15 protein-coding genes, 1 tRNA gene and 1 pseudogene are annotated in these 14,416 nt (G+C 55.8%); 9 read left to right on the top strand and 8 right to left on the bottom strand.

Translation table 11 applies throughout. From position 1 onward, the window contains the following. Positions 1-80: 80 nt before the first annotated feature. Positions 81-1,550 carry an APC family permease gene (locus HMPREF3048_RS11845; protein WP_083308918.1) on the bottom strand — a complete coding sequence of 490 codons (1,470 nt, stop codon included), beginning with the start codon at positions 1,548-1,550 and terminating at the stop codon, positions 81-83. 524 nt (positions 1,551-2,074) lie between these two features. Then, positions 2,075-2,147 (bottom strand) — tRNA-Asn (locus tag HMPREF3048_RS08665). Positions 2,148-2,259: 112 nt separating this feature from the next. On the opposite strand from HMPREF3048_RS08665, the gene HMPREF3048_RS08660 reads away from it, so the two are divergent. The 3 genes from HMPREF3048_RS08660 to HMPREF3048_RS08650 all read left to right on the top strand — a co-directional run bounded on the left by HMPREF3048_RS08660 (position 2,260) and on the right by HMPREF3048_RS08650 (position 4,060). Beyond that, complete coding sequence (locus HMPREF3048_RS08660; RefSeq protein ID WP_070614649.1) at positions 2,260-2,523, top strand: hypothetical protein; 264 nt, start codon at positions 2,260-2,262, stop codon at positions 2,521-2,523. A 27-nt stretch (positions 2,524-2,550) separates the two neighbouring features. Then, positions 2,551-3,192 (top strand): hypothetical protein, encoded by a 642-nt coding sequence (locus HMPREF3048_RS08655; RefSeq protein WP_070614647.1) that lies wholly within the window; start codon positions 2,551-2,553, stop codon positions 3,190-3,192. A gap of 79 nt (positions 3,193-3,271) precedes the next feature. After that, entirely contained in the window at positions 3,272-4,060 is a 789-nt protein-coding gene (locus tag HMPREF3048_RS08650) for a hypothetical protein (RefSeq protein ID WP_070614645.1), read from the top strand. A gap of 173 nt (positions 4,061-4,233) precedes the next feature. Here the strand turns inward: HMPREF3048_RS08650 and HMPREF3048_RS08645 are convergent, their stop codons facing one another. From HMPREF3048_RS08645 to HMPREF3048_RS08635, 5 genes and pseudogenes are all read right to left on the bottom strand, one after another. After that, complete coding sequence (locus HMPREF3048_RS08645) at positions 4,234-5,838, bottom strand: DUF6119 family protein (protein ID WP_070614643.1); 1,605 nt, start codon at positions 5,836-5,838, stop codon at positions 4,234-4,236. A 263-nt stretch (positions 5,839-6,101) separates the two neighbouring features. After that, positions 6,102-6,995, bottom strand: coding sequence for an ImmA/IrrE family metallo-endopeptidase (locus HMPREF3048_RS08640; protein ID WP_246818884.1), 894 nt, complete (start codon positions 6,993-6,995; stop codon positions 6,102-6,104). Between the two features lie 48 nt (positions 6,996-7,043). Beyond that, positions 7,044-7,259, bottom strand: a pseudogene (locus HMPREF3048_RS12730) (helix-turn-helix transcriptional regulator); the annotation flags it as partial. A gap of 43 nt (positions 7,260-7,302) precedes the next feature. Continuing rightward, a complete protein-coding gene (locus tag HMPREF3048_RS12125) occupies positions 7,303-7,536 on the bottom strand; it encodes a hypothetical protein (RefSeq protein WP_168167349.1) in 234 nt (77 codons plus the stop codon). Between the two features lie 155 nt (positions 7,537-7,691). Next, on the bottom strand, positions 7,692-8,312 hold the full coding sequence (locus HMPREF3048_RS08635) for a hypothetical protein (protein ID WP_070614641.1): 621 nt from the start codon (positions 8,310-8,312) through the stop codon (positions 7,692-7,694). Positions 8,313-8,441: 129 nt separating this feature from the next. On the opposite strand from HMPREF3048_RS08635, the gene HMPREF3048_RS08630 reads away from it, so the two are divergent. Next, entirely contained in the window at positions 8,442-9,086 is a 645-nt protein-coding gene (locus HMPREF3048_RS08630; RefSeq protein ID WP_070771884.1) for a hypothetical protein, read from the top strand. A gap of 49 nt (positions 9,087-9,135) precedes the next feature. Continuing rightward, positions 9,136-9,456: a hypothetical protein gene (locus HMPREF3048_RS08625; RefSeq protein WP_070771883.1), complete on the top strand. Its 321-nt coding sequence runs from the start codon at positions 9,136-9,138 to the stop codon at positions 9,454-9,456. A 110-nt stretch (positions 9,457-9,566) separates the two neighbouring features. Here the strand turns inward: HMPREF3048_RS08625 and HMPREF3048_RS08620 are convergent, their stop codons facing one another. Then, positions 9,567-11,123: an AbgT family transporter gene (locus HMPREF3048_RS08620; protein WP_070771892.1), complete on the bottom strand. Its 1,557-nt coding sequence runs from the start codon at positions 11,121-11,123 to the stop codon at positions 9,567-9,569. 206 nt (positions 11,124-11,329) lie between these two features. On the opposite strand from HMPREF3048_RS08620, the gene HMPREF3048_RS08615 reads away from it, so the two are divergent. The 4 genes from HMPREF3048_RS08615 (at position 11,330) to HMPREF3048_RS08600 (ending at position 14,339) form a co-directional block, all read left to right on the top strand. Then, a complete protein-coding gene (locus tag HMPREF3048_RS08615) occupies positions 11,330-11,995 on the top strand; it encodes a DUF4230 domain-containing protein (protein WP_246818883.1) in 666 nt (221 codons plus the stop codon). Positions 11,996-12,021: 26 nt separating this feature from the next. After that, positions 12,022-12,660, top strand: a complete 639-nt coding sequence (locus HMPREF3048_RS08610) for a hypothetical protein (protein ID WP_070771882.1) — start codon at positions 12,022-12,024, stop codon at positions 12,658-12,660. A gap of 107 nt (positions 12,661-12,767) precedes the next feature. Beyond that, on the top strand, positions 12,768-13,520 hold the full coding sequence (locus HMPREF3048_RS12120; RefSeq protein WP_141758893.1) for an NYN domain-containing protein: 753 nt from the start codon (positions 12,768-12,770) through the stop codon (positions 13,518-13,520). Between the two features lie 21 nt (positions 13,521-13,541). Continuing rightward, positions 13,542-14,339, top strand: coding sequence for a serine hydrolase domain-containing protein (locus tag HMPREF3048_RS08600; protein ID WP_070771880.1), 798 nt, complete (start codon positions 13,542-13,544; stop codon positions 14,337-14,339). Positions 14,340-14,416 lie beyond the last annotated feature (77 nt).

Below are 14,416 nucleotides of genomic sequence, written 5' to 3'. Positions count from 1 at the left end.
CAAGGGCCCACCATCAGCAAGCGTTACACCACACCAAGGGACGCAACCTTGAACGGTTGCAGAATCAACCGCGTATCGATTTAGCGATGCTCTTCTGTGCAACTCAAGGGCTTACTAAAGTGCATGTTGAATATTTCGTTAGCTAAGACTTCGTCAGATGTTTTGAGGATATGGTTCCGACGAAATGTACACATTCCAATCGCAATTACGATCCAGATCGTTAGAGCCATTAATGCTTGGGGCGACAGTCTGCTGGGCGCTCCGGGGAGAAAAAGGAGAACTAGAAAAGCAAGTGAAACAATGCATCCTGCGTCGCCCAAAAGCCTGGTCTTGGTGCTTGTTGGTTGGCGTTCATTCATACCAAAACTGAAACCTGTTTTACCAATTTTGCGTACGCACAAGGATGTGTAAAAGTATGCGACGGTAATTCCGATGCTAGCCATATCTACAATCCAGCTCAAAGCAGCACGACCGAACCACGGTGTAATAAGGCAAATGCACATTACTGTGTAGATCGACACTGTGGGTACTTGACGGTTACCATCTTGGCGGGAAAATACTTCAGGCAGGATCCGCGCACGTCCCATAGTCATCAGCGTGCGACTGCTTGCAGTAAAGAATCCATTGAGGCCAGTAACTATACCCGATGAAACAGCAACAATTAGAAGCAACATGCCGATTGGTCCGAAGGCGCCGGAAACCGCATCGGCAATAGCCCATGCTGAGTTTCTGTAGATTTCTAGGTCCGAAACTGTCAGAACTGCAGTTACCAAAATCATTGCGATGTAGATCATTGTTGCACTCATAATGCCTGTGACCAGAAGCTTTCGGGCCTTTTTGGGTGGGAATGAGAATTCACCAGCCAATTGGGGAATACTGTCGAATCCCACATAGGCCCAAGGGGCGATAGCCACGACCGAACCAGTAGCCACCAAAAGAGTTTGTCCATCTGGTAAAGCCTGTCGATAAAAAGCTTCGGAGAAATTGCAATGAGCTAGAGACCATACGACGAGAATTGCGACGGTAGATATCATCGCAGCAACCGCTATGAACTGAAAGCGGCCCGAAATGCTAGCACCATGATTAGCCATAACAGCGAAAGCGACGATAAAGGCTGAACAAACGAGAACGTCAGAAAGATACACATCCCATCCTGCAATAGAGTAGAGGCGCAGACCAGACTCCGAATAGGGATTTAAAGACCTAATAATTAGTGGCACTGCGGACGCATTTAGAGCAACAATCGAACTGTAGCCAAGGGCTAGTGACCAGCCCGCAATGGCGCCGCTAAGTCGTCCCCGAGCTGAAAGAGCATGAGCTACTGCACCTCCGCTTACGGGCAAACACTTAATCGCAACCCCGTAATTCAAACCTATTATGGTAATGATCGCGCCACCGATGGTGAACCCCAGACTGGCGCCAAGCCAACCACTCTGCTGGATCCAATCATATGGCAATACGAATGAGCCCCATCCGACAGCAGAGCCTACGGCCATTGAAAATATCCAGGACGGCTTATATAGGTTTGCTGATTGGTTTGGCTTTTTCATTAGGGTGCTCCACGGGGCTTGAAAATATTTGTGTTTTAAGGTTACTCGCAGGAGCGTTTAATGATTGCTTTTGGATTAAAGGGGCGTTCGTCCCACTCGAGACCTATCGAATCTGACTCAAGACCATGAATTCTTTGGCGAAAGTCTTGGAGGATTCTGAGTGTAACCATTTTTGGTCGCTCTTGAAGGACGTTCACCTTCTTGATGGAGTAGTGGGGGTTGGTCAATCTGGATCAGTCGATTTGCTGATGTTTGGGCTTGTGAGAGAGGGCGCTTGGTTGCTTGTTGGTCGCCACAGCGTTGTTAAACCATCATTCGTACATTTAGTTGTCCCTTTCAGTATTGCCCATTCTTCGGAAATTCATCTTTTGCTTGAGGTACGGCCAACACTACGGAGAGAATCGCTCTATGTGGAGGCAAGCAGTAGATGCGCCCGGCGATACTCCGAACCTGACACCCTTTTGGCCTTTGTCTGACGCTGAACGCCAAAACGCCCCGCATGCGGAGAGCGGGGCGTCTTGTTGCTCCTCCAACTGGGCTCGAACCAGTGACCCTTCGATTAACAGTCGAATGCTCTGCCAACTGAGCTATGGAGGAATATTTTGTTGTGTTGCTCATTGCTGTGCAACGAAAGATAACAATAGCGTGGATTGTTGAAGGTGCAAAATCGCCTGGTAAATATGGGTATTTGTGCGTTACTGTGGCGGTTATGATTATTCCTGTTGGTGGGGTTCGTCCCCACGCACTTGCTGGTGGCCTGATCGGGCTGGGCGTGGTGTTCATGCTCACGGCGCCGCGCTTTGAGGATTGGCGTGCGCTGACATTCTTGGGCCTGGCGCTGATTATCCCCTCGGTGGTGTGGCTTGTGGCGGACCGGTGGTTTCGCCGGCCGCGCGGGGTGGTGTGGTGGTTGCTCATCGCTGCGGCGGTTTCGCTTGGAGTGTGGGGAATTGCGCTATTTCCCGCGACATAAGCGGTGATGGTGAGTAAGGTGGGCGACATGAAGAAACCGATGCTTGCTCTCGGCGTCGCTGCCGCCGTATCCACCTCTGCTGTTGTTGCTCCGTATGCGTTAGCAGAAAGTAGCGCCTCGCAAGGCGATAGCGCTGTTACTCGGGAGGAAGGTACGGCGGGGGATGAGGGGTCGTCGTTAAGCAATGGCGCCATTGTGGGCATCTCGCTGGGTGTCCTGGCGGCCGTTGGTATTGGTGGGGCAGTTGCGGTGCAGCAGGGGTGGCTGGAACTGCCGGAGCCGCTGAACGCTCAGGTGCTTGGTGGGCTTGCAGCGATCGCGTCGGCGCTGTCGGTGCCTGCGCTTGCGCCGAAGCAGAATGCGAAGCCGGCGGGGAACTCGTGCTCGCCAAGCGCGTTTGACGCGGTTGTGCCGGAGTGGCCGGCAGGCTTCGGTACGACCGTGAACTTCTGCGACGGCAAGTGGGCCGTTGCGGGTGCGAAGGGGACGGACTGGATTCTGTTCTTTAAGAACACGGACGGCAAGTGGGCCAAGATTCCGGCTGATGGCATGAAGCGGACGGGTATGACGCAGGCGTGCTACAACGGCATCAAACTGCGCCAGCAGGGTGCGCCGGAGGCGTTCATGCGTGAGGTGCCGGTGTGTACGCCGGCGGAGATTGGGGTGTAGGGGTAGGTTCGCAATTTATCGCTCGTGTGCAACGTAGGAAAAACAGATTCAGTCTTTCCCATAAACGCAGAAGGTCAAAATGTACACATTTCATGTCGACGAAACAGGACGATCAGGCAACACAACCTTCTTTTACCTGGGAGGCTTGGTCGCTGATGAAGAGCAATTTATCGCGGGCACCAAGGGCGTTGCGGCAATTCGTGAAAAGTACGACTATGGAGACACAGACCTATTCAAATTTACGAGCAATAGTCGTCCAGACCATTTGACATTCGCAGAGTGGACGGCTTCGAAGTCAGAGGCTCTCGAACTGATAAACAAGCTCGGTATCAAATTATTGGTAACCATGGTTCACCATAAAATTGCTAACCCATTGAAGCGCAATGAGGGCGTGACCTGGAATATGGAAAACCTGTTCCGTCATTACGCCAAATCATTTCTGCGCGAAAATCCCGGGGCGGTTTGTCTAGACCGAATCGACGAGAATTGGGGGCACACGGAGCTAGAAAAAATTGCTCAGAGTCAGATTGAATATGGGGAGAAGTTGATTGGGATACCACAGATTATCCATTTCGCATTTACATCTGCGCGATTTTCCAAATTCAATTCGCTAGTGGATATCGCGTTGGGGTCGTTTCACCGGTGCTGTGAAAACGCATTTGACGGAGATGAGCAGAAAAGGAGCGATACTACAAGGAAGTTGATGAAACACCTCTACCCTTGTTTGGCGAAGGATCCAGTTAAGGGCGTGACTAAGGGCTATGGATTATATCCCCAGCCACTAAATGTTGGTCCAGCCTATATCGGCGATTATGAAAAAGTTTATGATTATCTTAAGACTCACCTCCCAGACGCCAGGCACGACTAGCAACGCGATTAGCTAAGTTTCGTATTTTGAGGGTCGCTCGGTGTTCGTTAGTCCATTGTCGCGCCGCGCGCCGTCTGTAGCCGCTGTTTTGGCACTTCAGTGCGAGTTTGCAAGCTAGATTTGAAGCAGTTCTAGAGCAGCTGTTCCCGCAACGATCGAGACGAAAATTGCTGTTAACCATACCGCTCGGAAGGAATGCGGTTTAGCGCGACATCTACACCCATAATGCGGAGAGCCCTAGCTTGGCTCATTAAGTTCAATTTGCTGAAAAAGGGCAGCCAACGATTGTCAAGGTACGAATTTGTCGGGACAATTGCATAAGTCACTTGGAACCCATTTGCTCTGATCCGCCCATCACTTTCGGCCATAAGACTTAACCATGGCGAAGGGTCGGAGTCCGCGACCGCCGCTTTAATCTTGTTTTGTAGATTCCTTCTGAAGTCCTTATCGCCAATCAAGGTCGACATTGAAACCAGCCCTTGAGCGAAAAGGTGGCTAAGTGAGGATGAGTGACTCTTTCTCTTGACGTGGATTAGTTCCCCTGTTTTCGAGAGCACGTCACAGAGCTCTACGGTTCCTGATTCGCCCGGAACTGAAGCCGTTTTACGGTCCAATAAGAGCAGGTCAGCGGAAGTGGCAGCGAGCCTCGTGTTGTAATCTTGTTCAGTTTCTCCGTTTAAGTGTTTCGGCATTTCTACCGATGAGGTCGGTAAAGAATCTATGAAAGTGTTTACCTCCGAGACCAAGGATTTGTGAATTTGAAACCAGGACCCTTCGATAAGCGCATAAAGGTGGTCATCTAAATCTTGCTCGCTTACCAGGCATCGGTAGAACGACCATCGATAGTCGGGTTCATCATTTCGTGCAAAAACAACTCCGACTCGTCTGCGTTTGAGTTTTTCGATTGTTAGATCGTCGATGTCATTTTCCATCGCGTTAAGAACGTCGTTCAAATCCAGTTCTTCGAAGTCTTCGGACTTCGTGCCTTGGACCTTAAAGGAGTCGATGTCCTGCCAATCCACGTTCTCGGGCAAGGCCAAATGGCTCCTTCGGGTCTGCTGGTTTTTGAGATCTTCAAGGAGCATCTGATCGAGGGATTTGATAAGGTTTCGGTTCTTGACAATTCGCAGGTTGTCGATCCACCCAAACTCCGTTTTGTAGTTCTCGCGTTCGAAGAGAGCCTTGAGGTTAGCGCAAAAGTCGGGGAGCTCGTTAGCCTGGATCTCCTTATTGATAGTTAAGGAGTCGGCGCCGGTCACCCTATTGGCAAAATCAGGATCCATAGGGGTGCCTGTTGCTTGGCGAAGGATATCGCTGTACGTGTCGAGGCTGAAGTTAGATAGATCGGACTGACTGCTTAGACTAATCGTGCTAGAGATGACCATGTCTTCGTAGTTCTTCTTATCTAAACTTCTGAGTTTTTTGGGATCGACGGAGTTGAGGGCAACCTTCAATCCGAAATTTGGTTCGATCTTGTCGAGATTCAAAATGCCCCGACCGTAGCCAAATGGGATGGCAAAAATTCGATCTGAGGCTTCAATCGCAAGAACTGCCGAAGCAGAACGGGTCGCGATAGAGGGTAGTTCTGATCCAGCGATAGGCGCAATGAAACCGACCCATTTCGGTTTCTTTTGCCTTGGCGTCTGAATAAAGCAAATAGAGTTATCGAGGCGGATTTCGTCTATTTGCTCGAAGTTCTTCTCTTTAACCTTCTCTGAGTCGATGGCCGTTTCCAGAGTTGTTCCCGATTGAAACATGTACACCGTTAACCGCATCATGTACTGAATTATATTTGGTGGCTGTTACCGTAATCGGCAAACTGTTACACAAATTTGTGAGAGGGTTCGTCGCCAATGTATAGGCGCTCGTCGGTAAGCGAAAAGACGCTGAAAGGAATTTCTACCGCCTTTTCGTGTGGTGTAGGTGCCAGACTAGCCCCGTAGTCCGTCTTGGCCGGGCCGAGCCTGGTGCCGAGAAAGCGGCGGACTCTGAAGAAGGTGGATCAGCCGACCAGAATGGACAAAATGCAACGGGCGAGCAGTTAAGCCTTGATTATTCGGAGGTTCGGCCGGTGTGAAGACAGGGAGGGGCGGGAGCTGGGATGCGTGGGCTCTGGGCTAGGAATGGCGCTTGCTGCTGCGTTCAGGGTGAGAAAATGCAGATCTTGTACCGGGATGTGAGTAGCGTCGGCGATGCTGCGCGCGGACTGGCCACCTTCCGGGCTAAAAACGAAGTCGAAGACCCGCGATCTTTCGTACTGTAAATCGCTTCCAGGCTCGCTGGTCCGGAACCCACGGCTGGAAAGTGTCCCAAGGTACTGGCGAAATTGACGGTCGCTGAGCTTGCCGGCATTGAAAACTGCCATGACCGCAGCCATTGCGGATACTTTTAGTTTTGTTTTGAGCCGGAGGATGTCGTCAAGACTTGGGTGCAGTCGAAGGTTTGCGTGAATCACGTCGACCGGGATGAGAAGTTCTGTAGCGAATTTGTTTGCTTCGTCCTCTCGATCGGTAGTGGAATCCGGATCGCTCTTACTGTGAAGGAGTAGGTGGCCGAGCTCGTGCGCGAGGTCGAACCGGGTTTCTTCCGGGGTTCTTCTGCGCGCCAGGAAGATAAACGGTTGATCGTCCTCCCATATAGAGAACGCGTCGACAGCAAAGGCGGCGGGAGGTAAACCGAATACCGCGACCCCCTTCGATTCGGCAAGTTGGACAGAGTTTGGAATGGGCGAATCTCCCAACGCCCAAATGGATCGGACGTAGCGAGCGGCTTCAGCAGGGGCCATGCCAGTGAGATCCGGGATGTCAGGGGAGGGGTAATTGAAATGGGACCGGAGCCACTTCAGCAAAATTTTCGCGTTAACCCCAGAAGAGATTGCCGCAAGTTTCTGCTGCTGCGTCGCGCGACTACCCGCACGGAAGAGGGTGTGTTCCAAGGATGGAATGTCAACTTCGTCAGCGGTAAAGAAAGCGGGAGGAAAATCTAAAGTAGAGACAAGGTCCTCAAGTAGGGACGCGAATCTCGAGGCAGGTGGACCATCGGCTTCCCATTTCGAAAGGGTCGATGGCGATACCCCGATACGATTTGCCAGATCGGCCTTTGTCAGCCCCCTTCTTAACCGGGCGACTTGGAGGCGCGATGGGGAAATGCGCTGACTGTTAGCGCCCCGCTGCTCGGGAGATACTGAAGTCAATTCCATCGTCTTCGCTGCTAAATAGGTCAGGCTGCACGTTGGCGGAATCCTACGCGCGCTTGAAGCCTTCCCAAAACGCTTGCCACACCGTCGTTGGGCGCGAACGCATCTCCTCGTCGAGTGCTTCGCGTACCGCCTGTCGAGGGTCGTTACGGCGTTGCTGATTAGACGAGTCGGAACGAACCTCGGTCATCTTTCCGCGGGTTTGAGAGACGTTCGGGCGATCGCCTGTATTCCTCTGGACACGTTTATTCGGTGCAGTAGGGTTTTTCACTGAGCTCATTGCTTCCTCCCCTCGAATGCAGTGTAGGTGAACGCGTATTGCAATGCGTCTCATGGCTATTGGTGGACGCCGCAAGCAGGGCGTCAGTTCGTGAGATGGCATGGACGCAAAATGCCCCATCTCGTTTGAGATGGGGCACAACGCTTGATTGGGGGTTACTTCACCGTCGGGGTCAGCACCGCCAGGCCGTTCGGGGCGACCTTCTGTTTGTCATCCGTCTTATCCACGGCATACATCTTGACGTGAATGCGACCGCCACCACGGATATCGGCGTTTCGGGTCTTGGACTCGCCAGGCTTCACTGTCACGCGGTCGCGAAGGCCGCCATTCAGATAAACCTCGATCACTCCAACACCGTCCGAGTTCGGGATGTTCGAGGCCCATGCCGCGGTGTAATTCAGCGTGGAGTATTTCTTGTCCACGTCGAAGTACCCGTCGGATTCGTAATAGTTACTCGTGGAGATCAAGGACTTCGGGTACTCCTGGCCGTTGAACGTCACACCAACCCCAGACTGCATTCTGTAAAAGCGGTCGCGGTGGGTGTGGAGGTACTTGGCGTCGGCGAACTCCGGCTTCGAGTAGTTACCCGGGTTCGGGCTTGCGGTCACGCCAGGACGGTCGGACGGCTTCTGGCCACCGATGTTGCCATCACCTTTGATTAGGCCGACGATGACAGCGATTGCAGAGATCACAGCGACGATAGAGCCGATGATCTGCGGCAGCAGGTTTTGGAAGTCGCGGAGCAGGCGCTCCATGTCCTTCATGTTGTTTGGCACGAGAACTCCTTCACAGGAAGTGTCGGGAATGTTGACAACTGGATTTAAACACGTTTGCAGGAAACGTGCGGGGGAATGACAAAAACAAAAGCGCTGCCAGGAAACGCGAAGCAGTCTAGGTTTATTCGCATGAAGAAGAATCTTCTCGTACCGGGTGCCGCAGCCGCCTTGCTGTGCAGCACCGTTGCCGTCCCAGCTGCATCCGCACAGCAAACTATTGATCCGCAAGCGGTGCGTGACCTCATCGCCGTGGCTAGCGCAATCAGCGAGCAGACAGACGCCAGCTCGACTGGCACCGGTGCTGGTACCAACGCGGAACTTAGCCCGCTGGCGATTGCCGCGATCGTGATTGGCTCGCTCGCCGCTGTTGGCGCGGGTAGCGTGTTCGCTATTCAGCAGGGCTGGGTGCAGCTTCCACCAGATTTGGCTCGTGCTGCTCGCGAGTTGGGCGTTCCGGTGCCGGCCCCAGCCTCGGCCCGTGGCAACTGTTCGCCGCAAGCTTTTGATGCTGTTGTGCCGGGGTGGCCGAAAATCTTTGGCACCTCCGTTTCCTACTGCGACGGCAAGTGGGCGGTTGCAGGCGCAAACGGAACTGACTGGACTGAGTCCTTCAAGTTTGTCAACGGCAAGTGGACTCGTATCAAGCCGGACGGCACGACCTTCACGGGCATGACTCAGGGGTGCTACAACGGCATCAAGTTGCGCCAGCAGGGCGCTCCGGAAGCGTTTATGCGTCGGGTCACGGTCTGCAAGCCGTCGGAGATTGGCCGGTAGGGGGCGTCGTAAAGTAATAAGCGCTGGCGGATCGTGGAACATGAGGAAGATGAACACATTCAAGAAACTGGTCGCCACTGTTGCTGTCGCAAGTGCGGTGGGGGCGACGCTGACAGCGTGCGGTAGCCAGAACACGCTTGTCGAAGCAGCAGACCAGGTGCGAAAGAAGGCGCACTGCGAGGCCGTTGAGTCGTTTAGCGATTGGGATGACGGGGAATTCAAGTTTCTCCGCGGCGAGCGGTACTTCCAAGAGGTCAGGGACCAAACGTGGGCGATGTATATCACCGCCTCAGAGGAGGACAAAGAAAAGCTCAATCCTGGTCCCAAAAGGTTCGGGATTCGCCAATCGGTCATGCGTATGTGGAACTGATTGACTACGCGGACAACAACCGTTGCGACACGGTGTACTACCGGTAGGTGCTCGTCGCAAAGCAAAAGCGCTGGGCATAACACCCAGCGCTTAATGTCGTGCGGTACTGACTATACCTCGTAGCCCATCGGGGAGCCGGGGCCGAGCGGGATGCCGGCGAAGTACCAGATCATGAAGAAGATGAACCAGCCCGCAAGCATGCACAGCGAGTACGGCAGGGCGAGCGACATGAGGGTGCCCACGCCGGCCTTCTTGTAGTACTTCTGCAGGAATGTCAGGGCGAGGGCGAAGTAGGGCGACATTGGGGTGATGATGTTCGACGGGGAGTCACCGATACGGAACAGCATCTGGGTGACCTCGGGGGAGACGTTGACGTACATCATCATCGGCACCACCACCGGCGCCATCAGCGCCCACTGGGCAGAGCCGGAGGTGATGAACAGGTTGATCAGCGCCACCATGATCACAAACGCGAGGAACAGCACCGCGTTCGGCAGATGCCACGCTTGCAGCAGCTCCGCGCCCTTGATCGCGGTCCAGGGGCCCAGGTTGGACCACTGGAAGTACGCCAGGAACTGGGCGACGGCGAAGAACAGCACCAAGATCGGCAGCATGGACTCCAGACCCTTGGCCATAAACTTCGGCAGGTCCGCGGCTTCCTTGATGGTGCCTACGATCAGGCCGTAGACCAGGCCGGTGACAAAGAAGATCAGGGTGATCGGCACGGCAATCGCGCGGATCAAGGGCGATTCCATGAAGCCCTCCTCCGGACGTGCGAACGGGGAGGCCGGGACCAGCAGCAGGACGAAGTAGGCGACGAGTGCGAGCACCAGCGTCACGCCGGCCCACGCGAGGCCCTTGCGCTCCAGTGGGGTGAGTGAGAGGTCATCGTCGTCGGTCAGGTGGGAATCGTCCGGCTGGGCGGAGTCGTTGATTTGGAGTTCGTCTTCGTCGATGTGGTCGTCGTCGATAAGCGCTTGCGCCTTCTTCTCCACATAAAACTCGGTCACCGCAGTGATCACCAGCGCCAGCACAATGGCGGACGGGATGACGAAGAAGATGTTGGCAAGAGGGGAGACCTCATAGTTGGCGTCGACAAGTTGTGCCGCCGAGGTGGAAATGCCGGCGAGCAGCAGGTCCGTAATGTTCAGGATCAGCGAGGAGTTAAAGCCTGCCGACGACGCCGCGAACGCCACCATCGCACCCACCACCGGCGAGCGCCCAACCGCATGAAAGGCCATCGCGCCCAGCGGAATGATGATCACGTAAATCGCATCAGAGGCGATCGAACCGGTCACGCCGGCAAGCGCGACCATGAACGTCAGCATCTTGCCGCTGACCTTGTCCACCATCGCGCGCACCATCGCCGCCAGCAGACCCGTCTGCTCCGCCACGGCGACACCAAGCATCACCGCCAGGATCACACCCAGTGGCGGGAACGCGATGAAGTTCTCCACTGCATCCGTGACCATGCGCGAGATGTTCTCGCCGGTCAGCAGGCTTTCTACATGGATCTCCTCGCCCGATGCCGGGTCGATGGCGGACAAGCCCGCCTTGCTGGCAATCCATGAGGACACGACGACAACGCCGCTCAAAATGACAAACAGCCAGAACGGGTCCGGCAGCTTGTTGCCTATTCGCTCGATCCAGCCGAGGAAGCCGGTCATGCCGTCTTGTTGGTTCTGGTTCTGGTTCTGTTTGTCTTGTTTTTGTTCGCGCTGCTTGTCGGCGCGGGTTTCGTCGATACGCGTGGAACCGGTCATCGTAATCTCTTCCGTGCGGTGGCCAGATACATCCTTCAGCCGCGTACGCCCAAAGGTTCCAACGAGTGTACAAACCATCCGAATATGGGGTGCAATTAAGATCACCAGATGTGAGTACCGCCCAAGAATTACACCTCGCGCCGCGCCAGCCACGCCGCAGTGGCGTCGTTGTGACCTCCGTCATTACCTCAGTCATCGCCGTGTTGGCCGTGGCAGGGTTGCTGCTTGTCATGCTGCGCCCAGCCGTAATCGGGATGGGGGAGACGCGGGTGGACTCCACCACCATCGGGGCGTCGTTCGAAGACATCGCCGAACTCTCCGTGGAGGAATACGTCTTCTCCGACGTGGGCAAGTTCGACCAGAAAGGCCTCGAGGTTCTCGGGCTGCGCGTGCCGTTTACCGGCCGCAACTTCCTGGTAACTTACGACGGCCGCGTCACCGCCGGCATCCGTGACACATCCGCCATCGACGTTTCGGTCGGCTCTTCGTCGATTGATGTCGTGTTGCCGTCCGTGGAAGTACTCAGCGCCCACATCAACGCCGACAGCGTGCAGGTCTACGACCAGTCCATGAACCCTATCAACCAAATTCGTGTCGACGACGTCACCACCTTCATCGCCGGCCAAGAGGACACCGCGCGCGACAAGGCCGTGTCGCAGGGCTTGTTGGACCGCGCGCGGGAGCGCACCGAACACCTCGTACGCAGCCACATCGCCGCACTCGTGCAGGGCACCGAGCAGGAGGATTTTGACGTCCGCATTTCCTGGGCGCAGTAGCCGGAATTGGTCTAGGGTTTCTGGCTATGCGTAAGTCTTTGGTGTCTGTGGCGGTTTGCTCGCTGGTTGCTGTTTCTGCTGCGTCGGTTCCTGTTGCTGGTGCGGCGACGGGCACGCCTGGTGCTGGTTCCGGCTCCGCCCAGTGCTTCATCGAGTACAACGCCGACCAGGTCCCGGCGCTGGCCGCGGGCGTACTTGGCGACGACCTCATCTTCTACAACGGCTCCCGCGCCGACGCACTTGCCCTGTGGGAGAAGAAGCAGACCGAGCTGCGCGCCGGCATCGGCGAGAACGGCTGGGGCACACTCACTCAAATCGACGACGCCAAACTTTGGGAACCCGGCGTCACCCACACCTCAAGCGCACTAGTCCTCGATGACCTGAAGCACTCCTCGCGGGGTTTGACCGTCACCGCCGACAGCCCGTTTAGTCATTCCGAGGCCGCCTACCTTGCCAACGCCGCCTCGTACACCGCCCAGCGATACGCGGATTGCGGCAAGGATGTGAATAGGGTCGTGCCGGTGGCGCCGTCGTCGATAAGCATGGCCCTCGCCCCGGACCACATCGCTCTGATTGTCGTGGCGCTGCTCGGTGTATTCGGTGCTGTGGGCGCCGGCGCGGCGGGCCTCATCCCGGGATTGACGCTGCCTGCGCTGCCGTTTTAGGTTGTTGCCCGAAGGGGTTGACAGACGAACCCAAAACGGTATACTCGCTTACATAGTTCCCCGCTATCTACGGATTGGCGGGGTTTTTAAATTCCGGGGGGGATCAGATGATTAACGCGTTACCGTCGCTCATGCCAAAGCGGAGGGGGAGCAGCACTTTAAATGCTGTCGTACTTATCGACTATCAGAATGTGCACATCACAGGCTGGGAAGTCTTTTCACGCGATGCTGGCGTCGGGCTTCATGAAGCGTTGCTCGACCCAGCAGCCTTTGCCAAGAGACTTATTGCAGCTCGAAACGCGGCCAACTCCGCTACGCCCCCTGCGACACTCGATTCGGTGAAAGTCTTTCGAGGTTTACCAAGTTCGATTCATGATCCCGATGCCTATCGGCGAAACCAGGATCAGAAACGGAATTGGGAATCGGATGGAGTCGAGGTGACCCTACGTCCGCTCAAATATCGGTACCAGCGCGATGGCCGAGGTAAGCCGATCATGGATGTCAATGGAAAGAAGACGTTGGCGGGACCACCTGAAGAGAAAGGTGTCGATCTGATGGTGGGACTCGCTACATTGCTAGCTGCGCAGCATCCGGACATTGATCTAGTAGTTTTGGCGTCGCACGATAGTGACATGGGTCCGGTCGTAGATACCGTGCACGATTTGCACGTAATCGACCCAAAGACAGTCGCGCGGATTGAAACAGCCAGTTGGTTCGTTCCCCGCAACGACTCTGATCCTGGATTTCAGTCGAAGATCCAGCCGGGCTTTGATGCGCAGAAGAAACGTCGGCATGTGTGGAACACGCGGATGGGGGAAGTCGACCACACCGCGAGTCTGGATGTCCGGCTATATCGATGACCCGCCACGTAGGGTGGGGCCATGCAGCTCGAGAAGTTTTTCCAGGATTGGCCGGTTGACAATGTGGCGGGCGCGCTCGTCGGTAGGCAAGAGGCGTCGTTCGGCGACACCGCGCGCGTCTTCGAACTGGCCAGCGTGACCAAACTCCTCTCCGCGTACGCTGTGCTCCTCGCGGTTGAGGAAGGAGCTTTTTCGCTTGACGACGACGCCCGCCCCGAAAACGCCACCATCCGCCACCTCCTCTCGCATGCCGCTGGCGTCGGTTTCGACTCCCGCGAACCGCAAAAGGCGCCGGGGGAGCGTCGCATCTATTCGTCCGCCGGTTACGAAATCCTCGCCGACATCGTCGAGGAAACCACCGGCATCACGTTTGCCGACTACGCCCGCGAAGGCATTTTCGAACCCCTCGGGATGGACTCGACCGAGATCTACGGCTCGGCGGGCCACGGCGGGCGCTCCACCGTCGCGGACCTGTCGCGCTTCGCCGCCGAACTACTCGAGCCTCGGTTGCTTGACCCGTCGACGGTGCGCGAGGCGTTTACGAATCAGTTCGGCGACCTGCGCGGCGTCGTCCCCGGTTATGGCATGCAAAAGCCCTGCCCGTGGGGCCTCGGTTTTGAGATCAAGGGTGAGAAATCCCCGCACTGGACCGGCGACGGCATGCCCGCCGACACCGTCGGCCACTTCGGCATGGCCGGCACCTACCTATGGGTCGCCGGCGACCAGGCCTGCGTCGTGCTCACGGACCGCGACTTCGGCGACTGGGCCAAACCCCTCTGGCAGGAAACCAACACGGCGCTCTGGGACGCGCTGTCCTAGGGCGCCTGCGCGCGTGCGGCGCGGCGGATTTGTTCATATGCAGGGCTCGATATGCGTAACTGCAGGTGAGGGCGTTT

Origin of the sequence: Corynebacterium sp. HMSC075D04 (genome assembly GCF_001815635.1) — a bacterium.
Taxonomy (GTDB): domain Bacteria; phylum Actinomycetota; class Actinomycetes; order Mycobacteriales; family Mycobacteriaceae; genus Corynebacterium; species Corynebacterium coyleae.
This window is presented reverse-complemented; position numbering and strand designations above follow the sequence as displayed.

What these genes read in the sequence shown, in the direction of transcription:
- HMPREF3048_RS08660 (WP_070614649.1), top strand. Translation starts at nt 2,260, where the DNA reads ATGATTATTCCTGTTGGTGGGGTTCGTCCCCACGCACTTGCTGGTGGC.
- HMPREF3048_RS08620 (WP_070771892.1), bottom strand. Translation starts at nt 11,123, where the DNA reads ATGACCGGCTTCCTCGGCTGGATCGAGCGAATAGGCAACAAGCTGCCG.
- HMPREF3048_RS11845 (WP_083308918.1), bottom strand. Translation starts at nt 1,550, where the DNA reads ATGAAAAAGCCAAACCAATCAGCAAACCTATATAAGCCGTCCTGGATA.
- HMPREF3048_RS08625 (WP_070771883.1), top strand. Translation starts at nt 9,136, where the DNA reads ATGAACACATTCAAGAAACTGGTCGCCACTGTTGCTGTCGCAAGTGCG.
- HMPREF3048_RS08610 (WP_070771882.1), top strand. Translation starts at nt 12,022, where the DNA reads ATGCGTAAGTCTTTGGTGTCTGTGGCGGTTTGCTCGCTGGTTGCTGTT.
- HMPREF3048_RS08655 (WP_070614647.1), top strand. Translation starts at nt 2,551, where the DNA reads ATGAAGAAACCGATGCTTGCTCTCGGCGTCGCTGCCGCCGTATCCACC.
- HMPREF3048_RS08650 (WP_070614645.1), top strand. Translation starts at nt 3,272, where the DNA reads ATGTACACATTTCATGTCGACGAAACAGGACGATCAGGCAACACAACC.
- HMPREF3048_RS12120 (WP_141758893.1), top strand. Translation starts at nt 12,768, where the DNA reads ATGATTAACGCGTTACCGTCGCTCATGCCAAAGCGGAGGGGGAGCAGC.
- HMPREF3048_RS08630 (WP_070771884.1), top strand. Translation starts at nt 8,442, where the DNA reads ATGAAGAAGAATCTTCTCGTACCGGGTGCCGCAGCCGCCTTGCTGTGC.
- HMPREF3048_RS08645 (WP_070614643.1), bottom strand. Translation starts at nt 5,838, where the DNA reads ATGATGCGGTTAACGGTGTACATGTTTCAATCGGGAACAACTCTGGAA.
- HMPREF3048_RS12125 (WP_168167349.1), bottom strand. Translation starts at nt 7,536, where the DNA reads ATGAGCTCAGTGAAAAACCCTACTGCACCGAATAAACGTGTCCAGAGG.
- HMPREF3048_RS08600 (WP_070771880.1), top strand. Translation starts at nt 13,542, where the DNA reads ATGCAGCTCGAGAAGTTTTTCCAGGATTGGCCGGTTGACAATGTGGCG.